Raw genomic sequence first — 21,583 nt, 5'->3', positions numbered from 1 at the left:
GACTCGACCCCGTAGACTCATAGTTATGTCCCTTGCGTTCTTCCACGCCCTTGCCGCTGTGCCCGCAAGTCTCCCGAGTCCCGCGATCAGCGAGATCACCCTCGGGCCGATCAGCATCCGGGTATATGCGCTGTGCATTATCACCGGCATTATCGTGGCGGTGTTGCTCACTAATAGCCGACTGACTCGTCGAGGCGCAGAGCCATGGGTCGTGGTTGACATCGGGCTGCTCGCTGTGCCGCTCGCGATTATTTTTGCGCGGTTTTACCACGTGTTTACCCATGCCGACTACTACTTCGGAACGGGTATCGAATGGTGGAACCCGTTTGTCAAAGATGCGATCTGGAACATTTGGGACGGCGGAATCGCCATTTATGGAGCCCTGATTGGTGGCGCCCTGGGTGCCTGGCTGGGCTGCCGGTGGACAGGCATCCGATTCACAGCATTTGCTGACGCACTCGCTCCCGGCCTTCTTCTTGCTCAGGCGATTGGGCGCTTTGGCAACTGGTTTAACCAGGAGCTCTTTGGGCTTCCCACCGATCTCCCGTGGGGACTCGAAATCGATCCCTCCAACCCCGCGATTCCCGCAGGGCTCGAGCCTGGCACACTCTTTCACCCGACATTCTTGTATGAGGTGATCTGGAACACTCTCGGTGTGATCGCGTTGCTGTGGATTGGTGGACGTCTACGACTGCAGTGGGGTAAGTTGTTCGCGCTCTACCTCATTTGGTACAGCGCAGGCCGGATCGTCTGGGAGTCGATTCGTATCGACCCGAGCGACATTATCCTTGGGCTGCGCACCAACGTATGGGCGGCAGTGCTCGGTGTGATTCTCGGCATCATCGTGCTGATCGTGCAGACGCGTCGTCACCCAGGAATGGAGCCTTCACCGTATGTTCCTGGACGCGGGCGCCCGGATGCTGCGGAGCCAGGCGACATCAGCTACGTCGATATCAGCGAGCCACCGGCATCCGCCGATAAACAAAAGGTGTCGGCGGTAACGCCCACCTAAATTATTTGTTCCCTATTTGGCGGTGCACTGCCGCAAAAAGCGTTGGCCCGATAGGCTAGCCAAGCGGCAATGGCGCCGATTCGATATCCCCCTGACCCTGGAGTAATACGTGAGACGCGCGAAAATCGTCGCCACCCTTGGTCCCGCCACATCGACCTATGACACGGTTCGTGCTCTGATCGAGGCGGGCGTAGATGTGGCTCGACTCAATTTGAGCCATGGCGACCACTCGGTGCACGACGCCAACTATGCCAATGTTCGTCGGGCAGCCGAAGACGCTGGCCGCCCGGTGGCGGTTCTTGTCGACCTGCAGGGACCAAAGATTCGACTCGGCCGTTTTGAAGACGGGCCTTATGAGCTTGCCGTCGGTGACATTTTCACGATCACGACGGATGACATCGTGGGCAACCGCGAGATTTGCAGCACAACGTTCAAGGGCCTGCCGAACGACGTTAAGCCCGGTGACTTTCTACTCATCGACGATGGCAAGGTTCGCGTCGAGGTAGAGACGGTTGAAGGCAACAACGTCGTCACGCGCGTTATCGTTGCTGGCGCTGTATCAAACAACAAGGGCATTAACCTGCCGGGTGTTGCCGTGAGTGTTCCTGCGCTGAGCGAGAAAGATGAGTCTGATCTTCGCTGGGGCCTGCAGACGGGCGCCGATCTCATCGCACTCTCGTTTGTTCGTGATGCGAAAGATGTTGAGCGGGTACACGAGATCATGGCCGAGGAAGGCGTGCGTGTTCCGGTTCTCGCCAAGATTGAAAAGCCTCAGGCCGTCGATAACTTGGAAGAGATTGTCGACGCTTTCGACGGCATTATGGTCGCGCGAGGTGACCTCGGTGTCGAGCTTCCTCTTGAGGCAGTGCCGATCGTGCAGAAACGTGCCGTTGAACTTGCACGCCGAAACGCGAAGCCCGTGATTGTGGCAACCCAGATGCTCGAGTCGATGATTTCGAGCCCGGTGCCCACTCGTGCAGAAACATCTGATGTCGCCAACGCCGTGCTTGACGGCGCCGACGCTGTCATGCTCTCGGGAGAAACCAGCGTGGGCGACTACCCGACGGTGGTTGTTGAGACGATGGCTCGCATCGTGGAATCGACGGAAGAGCACGGGCTGGAGCGCATCGCTCCGTTGACTTCACAACCTCGTACGCAGGGCGGAGCAATCACGCTTGCTGCTCTCGAGGTGGCCGAGTTTGTCGGCGCGAAGTATTTGTGCGTGTTCACACAGTCGGGTGACTCTGCGCGGCGTCTATCGCGTCTGCGTGCCCGGATTCCTATGCTCGCGTTCACGCCGGTGCCCGATATCCGTCGCCGCATGGCATTGACGTGGGGAATCACATCGACCCTGGTCGATGAAGTGCAGCACACCGACCTCATGTTCCTGCAGGTTGACAACTATCTTCTGGGCAACGGGCTCGCAGCTGAAGGCGAGAAGGTTGTTGTAATCTCTGGGTCGCCCCCTGGAATTGTGGGGTCGACCAACGATATCCGCGTGCATAAAGTTGGCGACGCGGTGGGTGGAGCAGCACCGGTATACAAGTCTGGGCTGTAGTCTGCCTATGCCGGGGCAGTAGATGTGAATGTACTGGCCTGGCAGCGCACGGGGGATTTCGAGGCCACAAACCTGCGGTAGTCTCAAGTGCGTACCTTGCCGGTGTGGCGGAATGGTAGACGCGGGGCACTCAAAATGCTCTGTCCGAAAGGATGTGTGGGTTCGAGTCCCACCACCGGCACAAAATAGAAAGCCCCGACTTCCCAGTTTTTATCAGAGAAGTCGGGGCTTTTTTGGTTTAGTAAGTCAGATTTGCCCACGTTATGCCTACGCGCGCCGCACACGCAACGCTCTCTGTACGAGTTGCGACGGTGTCCTGGTGCATGTTCGCAGTAGTGTCCCCTAGAATGGACGAGTGACCGAGGAAGAAATGGCAGAACAGCCCACGCCCCCCGCGCCGCGCCGCGTTGTCGTTGCGGAAGATGAGTCACTCATCCGGCTCGATATCGTCGAGATACTCCGTGACCACGGCTTTGATGTTGTCGGCGAAGCGGGCGATGGCGAAACCGCTGTTCAGTTGGCGACAGAACTGCGCCCTGATCTTGTAATTATGGACGTCAAAATGCCACAGCTTGATGGCATTAGCGCAGCCGAGCGTCTGCACAAGGCGAATATTGCGCCTGTTGTGCTGTTGACAGCGTTCAGTCAGAAAGAACTTGTTGAGCGGGCTAGCGAGGCTGGTGCGCTGGCCTACGTAGTGAAGCCATTTACTCCGAACGACCTCTTGCCTGCCATTGAGATTGCTCTTGCTCGCCACGAGCAGATCATCACGCTCGAGGCCGAGGTTGCCGACATGGTTGAGCGCTTTGAGACTCGCAAGCTGGTTGATCGTGCAAAGGGTCTTTTGAACGAAAAAATGGGCCTGACAGAGCCAGAAGCGTTCCGCTGGATTCAGAAAGCTTCTATGGATCGCCGTCTGACGATGCAAGACGTAGCGAAGGCCATTATCGAGCAGTTAGCACCCAAAAAAGACTAGTTTTCGTCACTGCGTCGTAGCGGTGGATAGCGGAGGGCCTCAGCTGAAAAGCTGAAGCCCTCCGCTTTTTTATGCAGACTCTGTCGAGCGCTGATCTTTAATCATGTTGGTGATCCGGATTGTCGAGCACCGTTTGCCCTCGTCATCAGTGACCACAATTTCGTGCACGGTCATGCTGCGACCCAGGTGAACAGGCGTGCATACCCCGGTAACGATGCCGCTGGTAGCCGAGCGAGTGTGCGTGGCATTAATGTCGACACCTACCGCCAAACGCCCGGGGCCGGCGTGCAGGTTGGCGGCCATCGACCCCAGCGACTCGCCCAACACAACATAGGCGCCGCCATGAAGGAGGCCTGCCGGCTGGGTGTTACCTTCGACGGGCATGGTGGCAACGCATCGCTCAATACTGAACTCGGTGAACTCCATTCCCATCTTTTCAGCAAGAGCACCCATACCGCGCTGGGTTGCCCACTGCATTCCAGCGCTCATATTGGTCTGATTCACTGTTCCTCCTCGGCGAGAGTGCGTCGTCATCGTTAGGCTGAGAGTGTGACGGACTCCGCAAAGCCTACCCTTCTCATTGTCGACGGCCATTCTTTGGCATACCGAGCGTTTTTTGCGCTGCCGGTCGAGAACTTCACGACGAAAGACGGACAACACACGAACGCCATCTATGGTTTTCTGTCTATGTTTGTCAACCTCGTGAAGGCCGAGCAGCCCACGCACCTTGCCGTAGCTTTCGATACGTCGCGGCATTCGTTCCGGACGCGCGAGTATGAAGACTACAAGGCTAACCGAGCCGAGACTCCCGAAGAGTTCCGCGGTCAGGTGCCGCTGCTGCAGGAGGCTCTCACTGCGTTGTCGGTGCCCGTGCTGACTAAAGAAGACTTCGAGGCCGACGATATTCTGGCCACTTTGGCACAGCAGGGCGCTGAAGAGGGGTATCACGTGCTTGTGGTGTCGGGTGATCGAGACACCATTCAGCTTGTTAATGATGACGTTACTCTGCTGTATCCATCGGTGCAGGGTGTGTCGAAACTGAAGCGGTATGACCCGGCTGCGGTCGAGGAGCGCTATGGGGTTCCTCCTGAGCAGTATCCGGATATCGCGGCTCTTGTGGGGGAGACCAGCGATAACTTGCCCGGCGTGCCCAAGGTGGGTGAAAAGACGGCGGTGAAGTGGCTGAAACAGTTTGGGTCGCTCGATGAGATTCTGGCTCGGGCTGATGAGATTAAGGGTGTTGTGGGTGGCAACCTCCGTGAGCACCGTGATGCGGTTGTTCGTAACCGTACGCTCAACCGGTTGGTCAACGATGTCGAGCTGCCGTTGAAGCCCGGTGACCTCGAGCGCACAGCAATGGAGACAGCTGCTGTGCGAGATATTTTTGCTCGGCTTGAGTTCCGTGCGCTCGTTGATCGGGTGTTTGAGGCTTTTGATAGCGATGGTGCTGCTGGCGAAGAAGAGCAGGCTTCGGCGGTGGCGGTTCCGGATGCCCGTGAACTGACTGTTGCGGAGTGCGCTGCGTGGCTGAACCAGGCGTCGGAACCTGTTGGGTTCACTGTTGTTATCCGTGATGGCGTACCCGTTCGGGTGGGGGCTGCCCGCGCAGATGATGTGATCGAGGCGACGTGGAGCGATGCACTCGCACAGGCGATTGGGCCGTGGGTGGAATCGTCGGCGCCGAAGATTATGCATGATGCGAAACCGCAGGTAAAAGCGTTGCTGCGCGTAGGTGTGCGGGTGAATGGGTTGGCTGACGACACGCTGCTGTCGGGCTGGTTGTTGCGGCCGAGTCTGCCGGATAAGACTCTGGGTGACCTGGTGAGCCGTTACTTGGGCGAGTCGTTACCCGAGGCTGATCCTTCGCAGCTTGTGCCCGAGAATGATGGTGCCACTCCCGGGCAGCTGGCGTGGTTTACTGCTCGGGTGAGCGCACAGTTGCGTGAGGAGCTTCCCGAGGGTGTTGTTGGTGTGCTCACAGAGATTGAGTTGCCGACGCTGACTGTGCTGGCCGATATGGAGTTGGCGGGCGTCGCCGTTTCGCATGACGAGCTGGCAGGTTTTTCTCGCGAATTAGGCGAGCGGGCGCATACGATCGCGCAAGAGGCTTTTGTCGTTATTGGTCGCGAAACAAACCTTGGTTCACCGAAGCAGTTGCAGCAGGTGCTTTTTGAGGATCTGGGGCTGCCGAAGACCCGCAAAACGAAGACGGGCTATTCCACGGATGCTGCGGCTCTCGCCGATCTGCAAGAAAGGAGCGATCATCCGTTTTTGGCGTTGCTTTTGCAGCATCGTGAGGCGACGAAGCTGCGGCAGATTATTGAGTCCTTAGATGGGTCGATTGCTGACGATGGCCGCATTCACACGACCTATCTACAAACGGGAAGCCAGACGGGGCGTTTGTCGAGTACGGATCCGAACCTGCAAAATATTCCCGTGCGGACGGCCGAATCGCAGCGTATTCGTGGTGCTTTTCAGGTGGGCGAAGGCTACGAGTGCCTGCTGACTGCCGACTACTCGCAGATTGAGATGCGCATCATGGCGCATTTATCGGGCGATGAGGGGCTTGTTGAAGCTTTTCAAGCCGGTGAAGACCTGCACCGTTTTGTTGGAGCGCGGGTGTTTAATGTTGACCAGGCCGATGTCACACCGGCGATGCGCACGAAGGTGAAGGCGATGTCGTACGGACTCGTGTACGGACTGTCAGCTTTTGGCCTGTCGAAGCAGCTGCGTATTGAGCAGTCTGAGGCGAAGCAGTTGATGCTGGAGTATTTTGCGCGTTTTGGGGCCGTGCGTGATTATTTGCGCGCATCGGTGATGGCGGCGAAAGAAGCAGGTTACACAGAAACAATTTTTGGTCGTCGTCGACCATTTCCTGATTTGAACAGCCCTAACCGTGTGCTTCGTGAGAACGCTGAGCGCGCGGCACTGAATGCTCCTATTCAGGGTTCGGCTGCCGACATCATGAAAATTGCTCTTGTGCGCATTGCCGACGACCTGCGCGAAAAGGGTCTCGGGTCGCGCGTGCTGCTGCAGATTCACGACGAACTCGTTGTCGAAGTGGCATCCGGGGAGTGGGATGCCGTCGAAGCGATTGTGCGGGAACGCATGGGGAGCGCAGCGGAACTGTCGGTTCCGCTCGATGTGCAGGTGGGGCGAGGCTCGAATTGGAACGAAGCCGCGCACTGATGGGTGTAAGGACAACACAATGACAGAACAAACTTCAGCACGTATTCCGAGCGCCATCGACGCCGTGGCTGAGCGCTGGGTCGACACTCTCACAACGCTGTCGCCGGTGCTTGCGACATATATTGGTCGCGATGATTCTGGTGGCGCGCTCGATGATGTGAGTCCTGCCGGGCATGAACAACTCATTGCTGAGGTTCGCCGGACTCTGCGTGAGCTAGAGTCTGCAGAGCCGGTTGACCACGTTGATGTGGTGACGAAGGCTGATCTGAGCAGTGAGCTTCAGCTGTCGCTGGATCTCCATGACGCACAGTGGCATTTGCGTGACCTCAATGTGTTGGCTTCTCCGGCGCAAGATTTTCGGCAGATTTTTGATCTCATGCCCACGGCGTCCGAACAGGACTGGGCTGTGATTTCCGCGCGTCTGGGTGCTGTTGCGGGTGCTGTTGATGGTTATCAGCAGACGCTTCGTGAGGGTATAGCGCAGGGGGTTGTTCCTGCTGTTCGTCAGGTGTCCGAGGTGGCGCAGCAGGTTGCGCGCTATGGTGCGGCTGATGGTTTCTTTGCCACGTTTATTGGCCAGACAGTAGCTCCGGATGCTGCGCTTTCGGAAGGCCTTTCTCGTGATCTTGAGAATGCGGCGACGGCTGCCGCCACCGCCTATGGCCAGCTGGCAGAGTTTTTGACCACCGAGTTGGCGCCTGCGGCAACAGAGCATGACGCTGTGGGGCGTGACGTTTATGCTCTGCATTGTCGGCGTTTCTTGGGCGCTGTGATCGACCTCGATGAAACGTATGAGTGGGGCCGTGAAGAGCTTGCCCGCATGGTGGCAGAGCAAGAAGCCACGGCGCACGAGATTCTTCCGGGTGCAACGGTAGAAGAGGCTGTGGCACATCTTGAGGCTGACTCTTCGCGCAAGCTGGTGGGTACGGCCGCGTTGCAGGAGTGGATGCAGCAGACCAGTGACCGTGCGGTGCAGGAGCTGGGCGAATCGCACTTTGATATTCCGGAACCTATTCGTGCTTTGGAGTGCATGATTGCGCCCACCCAGGAGGGCGGAATCTATTACACGGGCCCGACGGACGATTTTTCGCGACCGGGACGCATGTGGTGGTCGGTGCCCGAGGGTGTGACAGAGTTCGACACGTGGCGCGAACTGACGACCGTATATCACGAGGGTGTGCCCGGACATCATCTGCAGATCGCGCAGGCCGTGTACAACCGAGACACGTTGAACTCGTGGCGTCGCCTGCTGGCGGGTACGTCGGGGCATGCTGAGGGCTGGGCGCTGTATGCCGAGCGGTTGATGGAGGAACTGGGATATCTGAATGACCCTGCCGACCGTCTGGGCATGCTTGATGGGCAGCGGATGCGGGCGCTTCGCGTTGTGCTCGATATTGGTGTGCACCTGGGTAAGCCGCGGCTGGATGGCGAGGGCGTGTGGGATTACGGTTATGCGCGCGAAATGATGCGCGAGCACGTCAATATGCCCGAGGAATTTCGACGCTTCGAGGTGTACCGCTATTTGGGCTGGCCTGGTCAGGCGCCGTCGTATAAGGTCGGCCAGCGCATCTGGGAACAGGTACGTGATGCTGTTCGTGAACAGCAGGGCGCTGCGTTTTCGATGAAGAAGTTTCATCAGCAGGCGCTCAATGTTGGTGGTGTCGGGCTCGACACTCTGCGTACTGCGCTGCTGCAATGAGCGAGGTGCGTTTTGTTGCCATTGGTGACTCTTTCACCGAGGGTGTGGGGGATGAGCGTGCCGACGGCACGGTGCGCGGCTGGGCTGACCGTGTGGCGCAGCAGTGGGCCAACAATGTGGGCACACCAATCGAGTACGCCAACCTTGCGATTCGTGGCCGTTTAGCGTGGCCGATCGTTGAGGAACAGTTAGAGCCTGCCCTGGCGCTAAATCCGACGCATTTGTCGTTTAACGCGGGTGGCAACGACATGCTGCGACCCCGCGCCGACATGGAGCACATTGTTGATGCCTATAGCCGGGTGGTGCGGCGCTGCGATGAGCAGGGTGTGGCCGTGATACTCCTGTCGGGAGCGAATCCCTCGCGCCAGCTGCCGTTGAGTACGACTATTCAGCGTCGCGGTGATGTGTTGTCGGCGGCGGTGCTACGCAGGTTTGCTCACCGCGACGATATTGTGCGGGCATTGAACTGGCCGGATGCCGAGCTTTCGCGTCCGCCCTACTGGTCAAGTGACCGGCTGCACATGAATGCTCTGGGGCACCGTCGGGTGGCCGCTCGCGTACTGACCGAGCTGGGCCAACAGGCTCCGGCCGACTGGTGGCAGGAGCCTGCCGAGCGGTTTGAGGGCCCATCAGGATGGGCGTATTACCGCGAGTTCGTGGGCCCGTGGGTGCACAGGCGACTGACCGGTACGTCGTCGGGGGATGGGCGTGCTGCGAAGCATCCGGAGTTTATTGCTGTTTCTCCTGAAGCTGCAGCATGAGCGGGTGGCATGTTCGGCGGCCTGTGCGACGGTTTATTCAACTGTTCGTGGGGCTGTTTTTGTATGGCGTTGGTATTGCATTTATTTTGCGTGCCGAACTGGGTGCCGCACCCTGGGATGTGTTGGCTCAGGGTTTGAGCCTGCATATTCCGTTGACGTTTGGCATGGTCACGATTGTGATTAGTGGCCTGGTGTTAGTGATGTGGCTACCGCTGCGTCAAAAAATGGGACTGGGTACCATTTTGAATGCGTTGCTGGTGGGGCCATCGGCCGATATTGCGCTGCTCGTGTTGCCGACGGCGGAGTCGTGGTGGCTGCGGGGGATCTTTTTGGCGCTGGGTATCACTGTGCTCGCTGCCGCCACGGGGCTGTATATTGGCGCGCAATTTGGCCCCGGGCCTCGCGACGGGTTAATGACGGGTCTGCATGATCGCACCGGATGGCCGATCTGGGTGGTGCGGACGGGACTCGAGGTGACGGTTGTCGTGATCGGGTGGCTGCTCGGCGGCACCGCGGGTGTAGGAACAATAGCGTTTGCGTTGCTGATCGGGCCGCTGTGCCAGTTCTTTATGCGGATTTTTGCTGTGCGATTACCGCAGTCGCCGGATGCTACGGCAGCACCAACTACTGGTTAGCGCCGCGTGAGTCCCATGCGTTTGCGGGTTTTGTAGCGGGTGATGAGGATCGACACAACACCGAGCAGCCACAGCGGAACCTGCATAAAGAACGCGATCTGGAACGCTTCGAGACTATAAGCATCCGGTGTTCCTGCGCCCTGGAGGTCGAGGGCCGCGCCAATGAAGAAGATGGCGGTGAGCGCGGCAAGGAACCCACCCGAGTTGGTGACCCCGGTTGCCGTACTGAGTCGCTGGGCAGGGTTGTGGGTGCGGGCGTGGTCGAACGCGATCATCGATGCGGGGCCGCCGGTAGCAAGCGCTATCGCGAGGATGACGAGCAGCCAGGTGGGTGCGGGCCCCGGCCACACAATCACGGCTAGCCATGCGGTTGCCTGCAGAGTGATCGAGGGCAACACGAGCGCCATGGAGCGCTGATTGGGAAGGCGGCGTGAAAGCTCGCCGAGAATGGGACCGAAAATCATTCCGACAACAACATAGAGCGAGATGAGTCCTGCTCCCTGCGCAGAGCTCAGCCCCTGTCCGGCGGTGAGAAAAGGCATTCCCCACAGCAGTACGAAGGCGGTGCCGGCAAACGGGGCGGTGAAGTGCGACCAGAATGCGAGCCGGGTGCCGGGATGTTTCCAGGCCGCCCGGATGCCGGTGCCGGTGTCGATGGCGCTGGTAACGACGCGAATGACGCCGGTGTCGGTGTTGACGGTGACGTCGGCACCGGTCTCGGGCGGGTGGTTTCTGATGATGACGGCGATCAGTACTGTGAATACGACGCCGAGGCCCGCGATGCTCCCGAACGCAATACTCCAGCTTGTTGCATGCAAGAACGCGGCGAGGGGAACGAGGGCGATCAGCTGACCGGTTTGCCCAACAATTCCCGTCATCTGCACCATTAAGGGGCCTCGCTGTGCAGGAAACCACGTGGCGATCAACCGCAACACGCCCGGAAAGATCGCGGCGTCACCGGCACCCAAAAGGATGCGCGCGATGATCGCAATGCCGATGCTGGGGGAGACCGCCATCAGCAGCTGCCCGACAGCCATAAGAATCATGCCGATCACCATGATCGGCCGCGCCCCGTAACGGTCCAGAAGCAGACCTATCGGCACCTGTGCGCCACCGTAGACCGCCAACTGCACGACGGCAAACATCGACAGCGTTGAGGCGTCGGCCATAAACCTGTCGGCAGCTTCGACTCCAACAGCCGCGAGCGATGTACGGTTGGCGATGGCCAGCACATAGCCTGCCACGCCGACGATCCAAATCATCCATGCACGCCAGCCAGGTGTTGCCAGCCTGATGCTAGATGTAATGGTCATACCACTACGGTAGTGGTTGAGGGCATGTTGGCCGTGAAAGGAATCACCGTATGACGCAGCATCCGGAACCTTCTGTGAGTCTTGAGGTCATCGAAGGCACTTTTGACCTCGCGCGCGAAGGACGCACGGGCCCCGTGGGCGAGATGATCGACGCGGGCTTTCCCATTGATGTGCGCAACCCGCGCGGCGACACGCTGCTGATCGTGGCAACCTATGCCGAACGCACAGACACTGTTGCCGAGCTTATTCGGCGCGGTGCCGCTCTGGACACAGTGAACGGCATGGGACAGACCGCTGTTGCCTGCGCTGTGTTTCGCAAAAATGCTGAACTGTTGCGCATGCTGCTCGACGCAGGAGCGAACCAGGATGCCGGTGGCCACACCGCCACCGAAATCGCTACACAGTTTCGCCTCGACGACATGCTTGCCGTGCTCGACGAATACTCGGGCTAATGCGGCCTAGAACAAGCTAGACAGCGGAATCGTTGCGTTTCTTGATAGTGACGTAGCCGGCAGCCCACGCGGCGCCAACAACAGCCGCACCGGAACTTGCGGACACCATAAGTGGCGCCGAGCCCGAAACAATCCCATAAATAAATAAGGCTATGAGTGCAAGAAGCACGACAACAGCGACACCAGCCAGCCAGCGCTGTGCCAACCGTGCGTTCGTGCGGGTGTTCGTCGGTGAAGTTGCGTGAGTCACAAGTGGACCTCAATCGTTTCGCATCGTTATAGACGACGACGCCTGCTGCGCCGACACCTGGCTGGATGGGTAGCATCCGGCAGTGCAATAAATTCTTGCACAGCGTCGATCAACTCCCCAACGCGCACGCGATACTTAGTGTGCAACCGGGGGAGTGGGCAGCGAGGTGGCCATCTCTACCTCGTTACCGTGCGGCCCCGACTGGACCACTCCCGTACGAATGAAACCACATTTTTCGTAGGCGCGCTGAGCACGATGATTGTCTTCGTGCACGTAGAGGCGAACAAAGCTGAGATCAAGTCCGGTGAGCCACGCCGTGCATGAAGCGAAAAGGCGAGTAATCAGCCCTGCAGCGCGATATTCAGGTTTGATATATACACCGACAAGATGACCGCCATCCTGTTCGACTACGCCGTCAAAGTAGTCGGTGTCGCCCTTTCGCTCGATCAGCACCGTTGTCGTACCGACCCATTCGCCATCAGCAGCAACCGCCACAAACTGACGCGCGCCCGCTGCCACACCGGCATCTTCTGAAGAGCGAACGGTGCGCTCAATCCAGTACGAATCGGGGCGTGCAGCAGCATCGGCATGAGAGTCAAGAAACGCCAGGGCGGCAGCCTCATCCTGAAGAGCATGAAGCCGTAAAGCGCGAACCTCTTTCCAATCAGCAGATCGGATTGCTCGGATAGTGCAGGCAGTCATCGAATAACTCTACAGATGCGTAAACAGCTGTCACCAGTCGACAGCGTGCCGTACTGCGGCCGCCGCGCTCACTACCGATAAGCCTCGTGTTTGCACGCACAACTCATGCTCACGAGAGGGCCGGGACAACTGTGAGCCAGCGGACGGAACAAGTCGCACGAATGAGACATGTGACCTAGGCAGTGCAGAAGCGTGCTGCCGTGGGATCAACCTCGAATGGCGCGACGACAACACAACGATCAGTGTCGATACCGCGGAATTCTTTGTGAAGTCGTGCGAGGTTCGCGAAACCTACGGGCCTGTCGTTATTCCAGACGAATGACAACTGCGCGAGGTCAATGAATCCTGCGCGCCGACCTTCGCTCCACTCGCGGCTCACGATTTCCCAGCCGACTCGTGACGCGCCGGCCAAACGGGGTCCGGTGATCCAAAGCACTCGATCCGCCGGCGCAACGGCCGGGCTTTTGTCTGGAAGAAAATCGACGAAATCGTTAGGCGCAACCGATAGTTGCCACCATGCGAGTACCTTCTCGACGGTTTCGGTCTCAGAGAGACCATGCGGTAGCGAGACGTTCCCAGACCGGATTCACCCGCGCCGATTCAGCAGTACCAGCGGAAAGCAACCGTAGGAGCTGTTCCTCGCTGGAACCGCGGTTCCACAGTCGTCTGCGCCGAGTCTCTTCGGAAGCATCCAGCCATAGCGATTGCACCGCCACGCCCTTGATGCTCGGGGGAGGGTCGTCGGGCCACGCGACTCCCGAAACGACGAGGCGATGGGCTCCTGCTCGCCGAAATTCGTGAGCAATAGCAGCGAGCGCGCGTTCCTTGAGCGCCCAGCGATCGGGATCATCATCCGGTGCGGGATAGCACATACCCAATTGATCGATGGCGACATACCCTGATGCCGCACCATCAGCCACCAACATCGTTGCCAGTGCCCAAGCTGTCGTTGATTTTCCGACGCCCGGAGGGCCTGCAAGCCTCAAAACCTCCATTTGTGGAGCCTACCCTCGACGTGAATCCTCAACCGTATGGCTGCCGGAAACCATCGGTTTCGTTCCGTGAGGGAGCGGTGATCGTGAGCCAACGAGAGGGCAGCATTCGCGATGGCTTGGAGCGAGGTGCACTCTTTGAGATAGTGGAACGCGTGCTCGACGACTCAATACGACCCCTCCTTGCTGCGCTAGCCAACCCGGTTGCCCGACAGACGTTTGCTCGAGTGGTATTGAACACAACTACTGATGCTCCCTCCAGCCGCGAACGACGAGCGCTAACACAGCTGGAATCTGCGGGCCTCATCACAGACTCCCACGGAAGCTGGGTCGTCGATGAGGAGAGGCTTCGAGCTCTGCTGCAGCACGGCGCACGCCGCCGCCAGAAAGACGGCCCAGAAAGATTCCTCACCACCGACGGACGCATAGATCGATACCCATCGCGGCACGAAGAACGCGACGAGCTTCTTCTGGCGCTCCTGCCGCGCATCATGAGCGATTCAGAGGTCGTGAGCGAAGCCGAGCTTGGAAACAGGCTCTCGACCTTAACCGACGATACGGCGCGCCTGCGTCGTGCGCTCGTCGACCACGGCTTCTTAGACCGTGATCGCGCCGGAACGGCATACCGACTCGCAGCCCGCAGTGACGGCCCTCAGTGAGACATCCACAGAAACCATCTGATCGCGCCTGTTAGGGAGCAGGGAACGGACTGCTCATGCCGCACCGCGTTAATAGCGCTCACGTAAACTGACATAATGTACATTATCGGCACTATCGCTATGAGGTTCAGTTGTGGCTTACTGCGCAAGATACTGGGCAAGATATTGGCCGGTGAGTGTGCTGCCGTCTGCTGCCAGTTGCTGCGGCGTGCCCTGAAACACGATGTTCCCGCCGTCGTGACCAGCACCAGGACCCATGTCAATCACCCAGTCAGCGTGAGCAATAACAGCGAGATGATGTTCGATCACAATCACTGTGCGACCATCGTCCACAATGGCGTCGAGCAGCCGCAAGAGGTTGTCGATGTCAGCGAGGTGTAGGCCGTTTGTTGGCTCATCGAGAATGACAACGCTGCTGTTTTCGGTGAGCGCCTGAGCTAAACGAATGCGTTGACGTTCGCCCCCAGAAAGCGATGACAGCGGCTGGCCGAGTGAAACATAACCCAAGCCCACATCGTCGAGTCCTCGCAGACTCTTCACCACAGCTGGAATATGCGAGTCTTTATTGCCAAAGAAATCTTTCGCCTGCGCGATCGACATGTCAAGCACATCGGCAATGTTCTTTCCATTCAACTCATAATCAAACACTGCAGGCTGAAAGCGACGCCCGCCGCAGTCTTCACACGGTGTTTCCACCGTCTCCATAAACCCGAGCTCCGTGGTAATAACTCCCGCGCCTTTACACGACGGGCAAGCTCCCTCTGAGTTTGAGCTAAACATCGAAGGCTTCACGCCGTTGGCCTTCGCGAAAGCCTTACGAATTGGGTCAAGAACTCCGGTGTACGTTGCCGGGCTACTCCGTCGCGAACCACGGATCGTGCTCTGATCAATTGCTACCGTGTCGGGCTCATGTGCAACGTATCCGTGGATCAGCGAACTTTTGCCCGACCCTGCGACTCCTGTGACAACGGTTAATACACCCCGAGGAACGTCAACGCTCACATTCCGTAAATTATTGAGAGTCGCATCGATCACTGAAATGACGCCCTCGCCCACGCGAACAGAGCCTTTGACGCTACCCCGGTCGCTTAAATGGCGCCCGGTGATCGTGTCGCTGGCACGAAGTTTCTCGAGGCTTCCCGTGAACGTCACCTCTCCCCCGTTTGCGCCACCGCCAGGACCAATATCAACAATATGGTCTGCAATGGCAACGACTTTAGGTTTATGTTCAATAACTAAAACCGTATTGCCTTTATCGCGCAATTCTAATAATAGGTTATTCATGCGCTCAATATCATGGGGATGAAGGCCGATAGTCGGTTCATCAAAAACATAGGTGATATCTGTTAACGCTGATCCCACATGGCGTAAAAGTTTAATTCTCTGAGCCTCTCCCCCGGACAAGCTTCCCGAGGGTCGATCGAGACTCAAATAGCCCAGCCCCAGCGACACAAAACTATCGAGAGTGGCCTGGAGCGCGCCAAGAAGCGGGGCAACGCCGTCGAGCGAGAGGCTCTGCAGCCATTGGGCTGCGTCTACCACCTGCATCCGGCTCACATCAGCAATGCTCACACCATCAATAGTCGCCGAGCGTGCCGCCTCAGTCAGCCGAGTTCCCTCACAGTCCGGGCACGCCCCGAACGTGGCCGACTGCTCGACGAAGCGCCGAATATGGGGCTGCAAAGAGTCGTGATCTTTCGAGAACATCGACTTCGTGATCTTAGGAATTAACCCTTCATAGGTTAAATTAACCGCCTGAATCTTAATCTTCCGAGGCTTGCCATAGAGAAATTCATCCAGTTGCTTCTTAGTGAATGACGAAATCGGTTTGTCGGCGGGATAAAGTCCGGATTCGGCATAGAGACGCACCGCCCAGCCGTCGGCGGTATATCCCGGCACCAAAATTGCGCCTTCGTGCAGCGAAAGAGAGCGATCAATAACGCGGTCAATATTGACGGACGACACCTCTCCCCGACCCTCACAGGTCGGGCACATTCCGCCCACATAGACAGCCTCACGAACAATCTTCTTTTCGCCCTTAGCCGAAGTCATAATGCCGCTGGCCGTTTGAGTCGGCACATTAAACGAGTACGCGGTCGGTCCGCCAATATGTGGTTGTGCGCAGCGACTAAACAGTGTGCGCAGCATAGCGTTGGCATCGGTGACGGTACCCACGGTCGATCGCACATTGGCGCCCAATCGCTCCTGGTCAACGATGATTGCGGGCGTCAAACCTGCTAACGCGTCCACATCTGGCCGAGGAATGTGGGGCATAAATCCCTGCTCAAAAGCGGTATAGGTCTCGTCAATCAACCGGCGCGACTCAGCCGCAATCGTGTCAAAAACCAACGAGCTTTTTCCCGAACCCGAAACTCCCGTAAAGACCGTCAGACGCCGTTTCGGAATATCAACGTTGATGTCACGCAGGTTGTTTTCGCGAGCCCCTCGCACCCGAATAACATCATGAAGGTCAGCCGGATGCTGCGCCATTATCGATCTCCTCTGCGACTGCCGTGTCGTATGCCAGCCACCCCGTGCCGGACATACGTACTACGCTAGGCACACTATTGTGCCAGTGCTCAGAGCGCCGCGGAGGATTTTATGTCGGAATACACAACGATAATTCGTCCCCTGGGTCGGGCACTGCGTGCGGTTCTCGCGGCGATGGGAATCATCATGATCGCCATCGGTGCTGCGATCATGTTCTGGCCAGAAAAAACAGCCTTCGTTGTTACCGCGCTGTTTGCCGTGCAACTGTTGATCGCCGGTGTCGCCTACATCGCTATCGGCGCGGCCGGCCGTGGGTACGGCGGTTGGGTGCGGGCGGGGCACATGATTTTAGGGCTCATCTATGCTGCCGGTGCCGTACTCATATTCTTGAACCTGCGGCTGGCAACACTCACGCTCATCGTCTTCATCAGCGTTGTGATCGGTATTGCCTGGATCATCGACGGAATTGTGGCGCTCACACTCGTCGGGCACGCACGAGCCCGAGCCTGGACGATCATCTATGCCATCATCAGCATCGCTGGCGGAGTCGTGCTCATTTTTGTGCCGATGACCCTTGCGATCCTGTTCTGGATGCTGGGCGCTGTACTCGTGCTGCTGGGTGTGCTCCACATTATCCGTGCGATCAGGCTCAAACAGAGCGCTCAAGAAATGATCGTCACCGAAACCGGATCAATTCCCATCATCCGCTGAACCGCGAATGGGCTGTGCCCGCCACTGCTCACTCCGCAGAGAAACTGCTGATGTCACCCACGAGACGCGTATTATCGGCTGGCACCGGCTCTACTGCTGCACGGGCGACCTCAGCCGCAAACTCCGACACGTTGTAGAGCTTGCCGGCTTCTTCGCGCCGGGAAGCGATGGCTCCGGGGTTAGCGCGCTCCAGTAGCGTGGCCGTGATGGTGCCCTCGATCATGTCGCCAGAGACAACCACGAACTCGATACCGCGCTCGGTGAGCTCAGGAATGCGCTCACGCAGTGCATCTTCACCTGCACGCTTCGAGAGCGCAACCGGCTCGTACTCCGGCATGGTGGGCGTCGTACGAATGAAGTGTGCCTGATGGCTCGTGACAAAAACGACACGGCTCCCGGAGCCCAAGAGCGGCATGGCCGCGTCGAGTACACCTAGCTGTGCATCACGGTTGAGCTTGAGCGCATAGTCTTCACCCATATTTGCTTCCATACCGCCAGAGGCATTGAGCACCAGGATGTCGATCCGGCCATATTCGTCGTTCACCGACTGCATCATGGCCGACACAGAGTCAGCATCGGTGAGGTCGGCCCCCACAACCAGAGCTTTTCTGCCTCCCTCGCGGATCTCATCGGCGAGTTTCTGGGCACGAGGAGCCTTGTTGCGAAAGTTAATAACGACATCGGCACCCGCTGCAGCCAGCCAGCGAACAGTGTCGGCACCGATCCCCCGTGATGAGCCTGTTACGAGAGCGATCTTGTCGTTCAGCGATGCTTCGGGTAATGGCTCGGACACTATGACTCCTTGGAAGATTCGAACAGATGGCAGACATTGCGCCTGGCTAGGTAGACACTACCAACTACTCACCGGATGCCCCATAAACCGCGTGGTAAGTTGACCACAGGAGGCGGAATGGTCGCAGTAGCGCTGATGGTGACAATCATTGGTGAATGGTCGTGGTGGGGCTGGGTTGTTGCACTGACTATTTCTGTCGTGCTCATAGGTTTGCTCGTTGCGTTCATTCTTCGAACTCGTCGTCAGCGTGCGCGTGACCGTGCGCAACAAGTATCCTCCGCTGTCGTTGGTGTTGCCGGAATGTCGGGCACCGTTCTCATGCCTGTCAGCGATTGGGCAGGCCAGGTGAAACTGAGCAACGGAGACACCTGGATGGCCCGCTCCACACATGGACAGCGATACGCGATCGGTTCCATCATTGTCGTCGAGTCGATTGAAGGCGCGACCGCGGTTGTCAACGACGGCACGAGACGACGAAACGACTCATGACCACGCGCCAGAAACACCCTTTTCTGCCGACTGACACGGCACCGGTGATACTCGCTCACCGCGGGCTTGTTGATGCAGAGGGCGCGGCATCCGGAGTATGGGAAAACTCTGCACTCGCATTTGCTGCCGCTCATGCATCCGGTGTGGAATATATAGAAACAGACTGTCGCATGACAGCCGATGGTGATGTGGTTCTCTTTCACGACGAAACACTGCAGCGCCTCGCAGGAATCCCCACGGCCATCAGCGATATGCGCACACGAGAACTTTCCGCGATCTTCGCCGACCACGGCGGCCTGCTCACGCTCGCAGAAGCCCTGTACTCGTTTCCGACATCGAAATTCAACGTTGATGTCAAAGAAGGCCCAGCAGCCGATGCGGCCGGAGCGGCAGTTGCCGCGCACGCTACGCGGGTACTGTTGACGAGCTTTGATGAGACAACGCGACTGCGCGCGATGGCGTCAGCAAGTCTCAACGGTGCAGCTACTCCCCCGGCAACCTCGCCCGGAAAATCCGGGATCATGCAACTTCTGTTGGCACTCTCGGTGCGGTCACAACGCCGTATGAACACTCTTTTACGCAGCTACGACGCACTCCAAATTCCGGTGCGGCATGCGGGCATAAAAGTTCTGCGGCCCCGACTGCTCGCAGCAGCCCACGCGGCCAACGTCGATGTTCACGTTTGGACCATCGACGATGAACAGCAGATGCAACAGCTGGTAAACCTTGGCGTTGATGGCCTCGTGACGAACCGAGCCGACAATGCGGTGAGACTCTTTCCTCAGTCATAAGAGTCACTGTTATACAACCGGGTGATCCCCGTGAAACCGCCGCTCGCCAGGCGATTCTTTGATCTTGTATACAGATTGAAGCGATATACATGAGGGCGACGAGAGGACCACACAATGGCAGATCGCAGCCTTCGCGGTATCCGACTTGGCGCCCAAAGCTTACAGAGTGAAGAGGGCGTCGTCTTTATGGAACGTCGCGAGACGTTCTATCACTGCCCCGCGTGCAACCATGAAACGAAGCTCATGTTTGCACTCGATGCCGAAGCCCCCCAGACCTGGGAGTGCCGTGCATGCGGTGAGCAAGCTGTACTGCAGGTTGACGGTAAAAGCGTTGATCTAGAAGAAACCGAAGAAAAAGCGGGGCGCACCCACTGGGATATGCTCCTCGAGCGTCGTTCTCGTGAAGAACTCGAAGAGTTGCTTCAAGAACGTCTCGCTTATATTCGAGCTCGCCGTGGCGAGGGCAATGACCCTACGCACGAACAGATCGGCGCATAACAGCGTTTATCGAGTGCCTGAATGTTTCACGACATTCAGGCACTCTTTTTCTTGCGTGCGCGGCTGCGTAGACCCGCAGCCGCGGTCAGCCCCAGACCAGTCACGACAAATCCTGCATCGAGCCATGCGCCCAGCATGATCCCGGCGGTTGTGCCTGTGCGCAGTTCGACGTCTTCAATGAGCACACCAGCAGTATCGGCAGCAAGAGTGGCGACGCTGGTGCCGTCAGCGCGAATCACCTGACTCGTTCCCACCGTTGACACATTGACAACCCAGCGACCCGTCTCAATTGCTCGCATACGGGCGATTGCTAGTTGCTGCAGGTTTTCTTCTGTGCCACGGAAGTCAGCATTGTTTGTTTGAAAAACGAAGGCTTCTGCGCCGTCGCGTATCCCCTGCCGAATAACAGGGTCATAGATCACGTCAAAACAGATCGCCAGGCCTATATGGGTATCCGCAACAGCAAACACGGGGCTATCCGTTCCCGGCGTATATTCACGCTGAATCAGATCAATGAGATCAGGAGCGAAAAATCGAAAGAAGTTTCGCCACGGCACGTATTCACCGAACGGAACCGGGTTGCGTTTCGCATGCGTCTGCACATCGGCACGAGTCACAGGCCACTGCCCATTTTCAGGCCACAAAAATGAGGTGTTGAAGTAGCGACCCTCGAACTCGGTTGCTGCGTTGGCCAGCACGGGAGCTTGGGCGCGATACGCAGTCTGGCTGAGCGCACGGGCAATTCCGTCGTTCATAAACGGGTCGCCGTCGACGCCGCCTTCCGGCCATGCAATGAGGTCAACACGGTCGTCAAATATTGGTTCTGTTGCCGCCAGTTGCGCATCAATAACGGCGTAGGGCTCACGGTGGTCAAAGTACCCTGTCGGTCCGTTTCCCTGCACAGCGCCGATACGAATCGAGCCCACCGGTGATGTTGGAAAGAACGGCACGATGACGAGTATGGCGACGATGACCGCAGGAATAAGCGCCGAGTGCGCCAGCATCCGGAATGAGTGCCTGTAGTGCGGTTCGCGCACGATTTCTAGGGCAGCAGCAACAACAGCAACCAGAAGAAAACCGAGCCCAGAAACACCCACCCAGCTGGCTCCGGATGCAACCGCAGTATCAACCTGCGTGTAGGCAATGCGGGCCCAAGGAAAACCACCAAAAGGCATTGTGCCCACGGCGAATTCACGCACACTCCACAGCGCCGCTACCGTGACTACCGTGATCAGGCTGCGCAGCCAGCGCACACGAACAAGCTGCGGGATCCAGCGGTAAGCAAGAGCGGTGGGCAGAAACAGCACGGCTGTAAAAAGTGCTTCAAAGGATGCCAAAGCAATCCACGGCAGTGGGCCGAGATAGCGCGCAGTCCACCACACGAGCGGAAAATACAGTCCCAGCCCGTAGAGCAACCCGATGAGCACTGCCACTCGAGTGCGTCGCCCCACCACCGCCGCAAGAATGCCGAACACGCTGATGTACGCTCCTGCCCACAGTGATACAGCCGGGAAGGCAAGGGCGAACAATACTCCGGATGCCGGTGCTACGGCCAGTGCCAGCCACAGTGGCATAAGCGCCCGAACACGGGGCGTGGGCGTGCTGTGCACGTC

General features: G+C 58.1%; 22 protein-coding genes and 1 tRNA gene. 14 read left to right on the top strand and 9 right to left on the bottom strand.

From position 1 onward, the window contains the following. Positions 1-25 precede the first annotated feature (25 nt). From lgt to ACQUSW_RS01505, 4 genes are all read left to right on the top strand, one after another. The gene (lgt, locus tag ACQUSW_RS01520; protein ID WP_428930520.1) at positions 26-1,012 is read left to right on the top strand and encodes a prolipoprotein diacylglyceryl transferase; all 987 of its coding nucleotides are present in this window, start codon (positions 26-28) and stop codon (positions 1,010-1,012) included. A 109-nt stretch (positions 1,013-1,121) separates the two neighbouring features. Next, on the top strand, positions 1,122-2,570 hold the full coding sequence (gene pyk / locus ACQUSW_RS01515; RefSeq protein ID WP_428930519.1) for a pyruvate kinase: 1,449 nt from the start codon (positions 1,122-1,124) through the stop codon (positions 2,568-2,570). A gap of 98 nt (positions 2,571-2,668) precedes the next feature. Beyond that, positions 2,669-2,751 (top strand) — tRNA-Leu (locus ACQUSW_RS01510). A 189-nt stretch (positions 2,752-2,940) separates the two neighbouring features. Further along, the gene (locus tag ACQUSW_RS01505; RefSeq protein WP_428931252.1) at positions 2,941-3,546 is read left to right on the top strand and encodes an ANTAR domain-containing response regulator; all 606 of its coding nucleotides are present in this window, start codon (positions 2,941-2,943) and stop codon (positions 3,544-3,546) included. A gap of 69 nt (positions 3,547-3,615) precedes the next feature. Here ACQUSW_RS01505 and ACQUSW_RS01500 read toward each other — a convergent pair whose 3' ends face one another. Beyond that, the gene (locus ACQUSW_RS01500) at positions 3,616-4,035 is read right to left on the bottom strand and encodes a PaaI family thioesterase (RefSeq protein ID WP_428931251.1); all 420 of its coding nucleotides are present in this window, start codon (positions 4,033-4,035) and stop codon (positions 3,616-3,618) included. A gap of 60 nt (positions 4,036-4,095) precedes the next feature. Between ACQUSW_RS01500 and polA the strand changes: the two genes are divergently transcribed. The 4 genes from polA to yczE are packed head-to-tail and all read left to right on the top strand — an operon-like array spanning position 4,096 to position 9,830. Next, positions 4,096-6,735 (top strand): DNA polymerase I, encoded by a 2,640-nt coding sequence (polA, locus tag ACQUSW_RS01495; protein WP_428930518.1) that lies wholly within the window; start codon positions 4,096-4,098, stop codon positions 6,733-6,735. A gap of 19 nt (positions 6,736-6,754) precedes the next feature. Beyond that, positions 6,755-8,434, top strand: a complete 1,680-nt coding sequence (locus ACQUSW_RS01490; protein WP_428930517.1) for a DUF885 domain-containing protein — start codon at positions 6,755-6,757, stop codon at positions 8,432-8,434. Next, positions 8,431-9,195 carry an SGNH/GDSL hydrolase family protein gene (locus ACQUSW_RS01485; protein WP_428930516.1) on the top strand — a complete coding sequence of 255 codons (765 nt, stop codon included), beginning with the start codon at positions 8,431-8,433 and terminating at the stop codon, positions 9,193-9,195. The genes ACQUSW_RS01490 and ACQUSW_RS01485 overlap by 4 nt, the downstream gene beginning before the upstream one ends. After that, positions 9,192-9,830 carry a membrane protein YczE gene (yczE, locus tag ACQUSW_RS01480; protein ID WP_428930515.1) on the top strand — a complete coding sequence of 213 codons (639 nt, stop codon included), beginning with the start codon at positions 9,192-9,194 and terminating at the stop codon, positions 9,828-9,830. Before ACQUSW_RS01485 ends, yczE begins: the two co-directional genes overlap by 4 nt. Here the strand turns inward: yczE and ACQUSW_RS01475 are convergent. Then, positions 9,827-11,143, bottom strand: a complete 1,317-nt coding sequence (locus ACQUSW_RS01475) for an MFS transporter (RefSeq protein WP_428930514.1) — start codon at positions 11,141-11,143, stop codon at positions 9,827-9,829. The genes yczE and ACQUSW_RS01475 overlap by 4 nt on opposite strands. 50 nt (positions 11,144-11,193) lie before the next feature. Between ACQUSW_RS01475 and ACQUSW_RS01470 the strand changes: the two genes are divergently transcribed. Then, the gene (locus tag ACQUSW_RS01470; protein ID WP_428930513.1) at positions 11,194-11,595 is read left to right on the top strand and encodes an ankyrin repeat domain-containing protein; all 402 of its coding nucleotides are present in this window, start codon (positions 11,194-11,196) and stop codon (positions 11,593-11,595) included. Positions 11,596-11,611: 16 nt separating this feature from the next. On the opposite strand, the gene ACQUSW_RS01465 is transcribed toward ACQUSW_RS01470, so the two are convergent. The 4 genes from ACQUSW_RS01465 to ACQUSW_RS01450 all read right to left on the bottom strand — a co-directional run bounded on the left by ACQUSW_RS01465 (position 11,612) and on the right by ACQUSW_RS01450 (position 13,542). After that, positions 11,612-11,845: a hypothetical protein gene (locus ACQUSW_RS01465; RefSeq protein ID WP_428930512.1), complete on the bottom strand. Its 234-nt coding sequence runs from the start codon at positions 11,843-11,845 to the stop codon at positions 11,612-11,614. A gap of 135 nt (positions 11,846-11,980) precedes the next feature. Beyond that, complete coding sequence (locus ACQUSW_RS01460) at positions 11,981-12,547, bottom strand: GNAT family N-acetyltransferase (RefSeq protein WP_428930511.1); 567 nt, start codon at positions 12,545-12,547, stop codon at positions 11,981-11,983. 175 nt (positions 12,548-12,722) lie between these two features. Continuing rightward, positions 12,723-12,926, bottom strand: coding sequence for a hypothetical protein (locus tag ACQUSW_RS01455; RefSeq protein WP_428930510.1), 204 nt, complete (start codon positions 12,924-12,926; stop codon positions 12,723-12,725). Between the two features lie 166 nt (positions 12,927-13,092). Next, positions 13,093-13,542 (bottom strand): AAA family ATPase, encoded by a 450-nt coding sequence (locus ACQUSW_RS01450; RefSeq protein ID WP_428930509.1) that lies wholly within the window; start codon positions 13,540-13,542, stop codon positions 13,093-13,095. A gap of 83 nt (positions 13,543-13,625) precedes the next feature. Here ACQUSW_RS01450 and ACQUSW_RS01445 point away from each other — a divergent pair, with 83 nt between their 5' ends. Then, on the top strand, positions 13,626-14,198 hold the full coding sequence (locus ACQUSW_RS01445; protein WP_428930508.1) for a DUF2087 domain-containing protein: 573 nt from the start codon (positions 13,626-13,628) through the stop codon (positions 14,196-14,198). Between the two features lie 138 nt (positions 14,199-14,336). Here the strand turns inward: ACQUSW_RS01445 and ACQUSW_RS01440 are convergent, their stop codons facing one another. Continuing rightward, a complete protein-coding gene (locus ACQUSW_RS01440; RefSeq protein ID WP_428930507.1) occupies positions 14,337-16,688 on the bottom strand; it encodes an ATP-binding cassette domain-containing protein in 2,352 nt (783 codons plus the stop codon). Positions 16,689-16,799: 111 nt separating this feature from the next. Here ACQUSW_RS01440 and ACQUSW_RS01435 point away from each other — a divergent pair, with 111 nt between their 5' ends. Next, a complete protein-coding gene (locus ACQUSW_RS01435) occupies positions 16,800-17,399 on the top strand; it encodes an HdeD family acid-resistance protein (RefSeq protein WP_428930506.1) in 600 nt (199 codons plus the stop codon). A gap of 28 nt (positions 17,400-17,427) precedes the next feature. Here the strand turns inward: ACQUSW_RS01435 and ACQUSW_RS01430 are convergent, their stop codons facing one another. Continuing rightward, complete coding sequence (locus tag ACQUSW_RS01430) at positions 17,428-18,192, bottom strand: SDR family oxidoreductase (RefSeq protein ID WP_428930505.1); 765 nt, start codon at positions 18,190-18,192, stop codon at positions 17,428-17,430. A 117-nt stretch (positions 18,193-18,309) separates the two neighbouring features. Between ACQUSW_RS01430 and ACQUSW_RS01425 the strand changes: the two genes are divergently transcribed. The 3 genes from ACQUSW_RS01425 (at position 18,310) to ACQUSW_RS01415 (ending at position 19,970) form a co-directional block, all read left to right on the top strand. Continuing rightward, the gene (locus tag ACQUSW_RS01425; RefSeq protein WP_428930504.1) at positions 18,310-18,681 is read left to right on the top strand and encodes an NfeD family protein; all 372 of its coding nucleotides are present in this window, start codon (positions 18,310-18,312) and stop codon (positions 18,679-18,681) included. Beyond that, on the top strand, positions 18,678-19,472 hold the full coding sequence (locus ACQUSW_RS01420) for a glycerophosphodiester phosphodiesterase family protein (RefSeq protein WP_428930503.1): 795 nt from the start codon (positions 18,678-18,680) through the stop codon (positions 19,470-19,472). The genes ACQUSW_RS01425 and ACQUSW_RS01420 overlap by 4 nt, the downstream gene beginning before the upstream one ends. Before the next feature lie 114 nt (positions 19,473-19,586). Further along, positions 19,587-19,970, top strand: a complete 384-nt coding sequence (locus tag ACQUSW_RS01415) for an RNA polymerase-binding protein RbpA (RefSeq protein WP_428930502.1) — start codon at positions 19,587-19,589, stop codon at positions 19,968-19,970. Positions 19,971-20,005: 35 nt separating this feature from the next. On the opposite strand, the gene lnt is transcribed toward ACQUSW_RS01415, so the two are convergent. Beyond that, on the bottom strand, positions 20,006-21,580 hold the full coding sequence (lnt, locus tag ACQUSW_RS01410; protein WP_428930501.1) for an apolipoprotein N-acyltransferase: 1,575 nt from the start codon (positions 21,578-21,580) through the stop codon (positions 20,006-20,008). Positions 21,581-21,583: the final 3 nt, after the last annotated feature.

Origin of the sequence: Microbacterium luticellae, assembly GCF_050408645.1 — a bacterium.
Lineage (GTDB): Bacteria > Actinomycetota > Actinomycetes > Actinomycetales > Microbacteriaceae > Microbacterium.
This window is presented reverse-complemented; position numbering and strand designations above follow the sequence as displayed.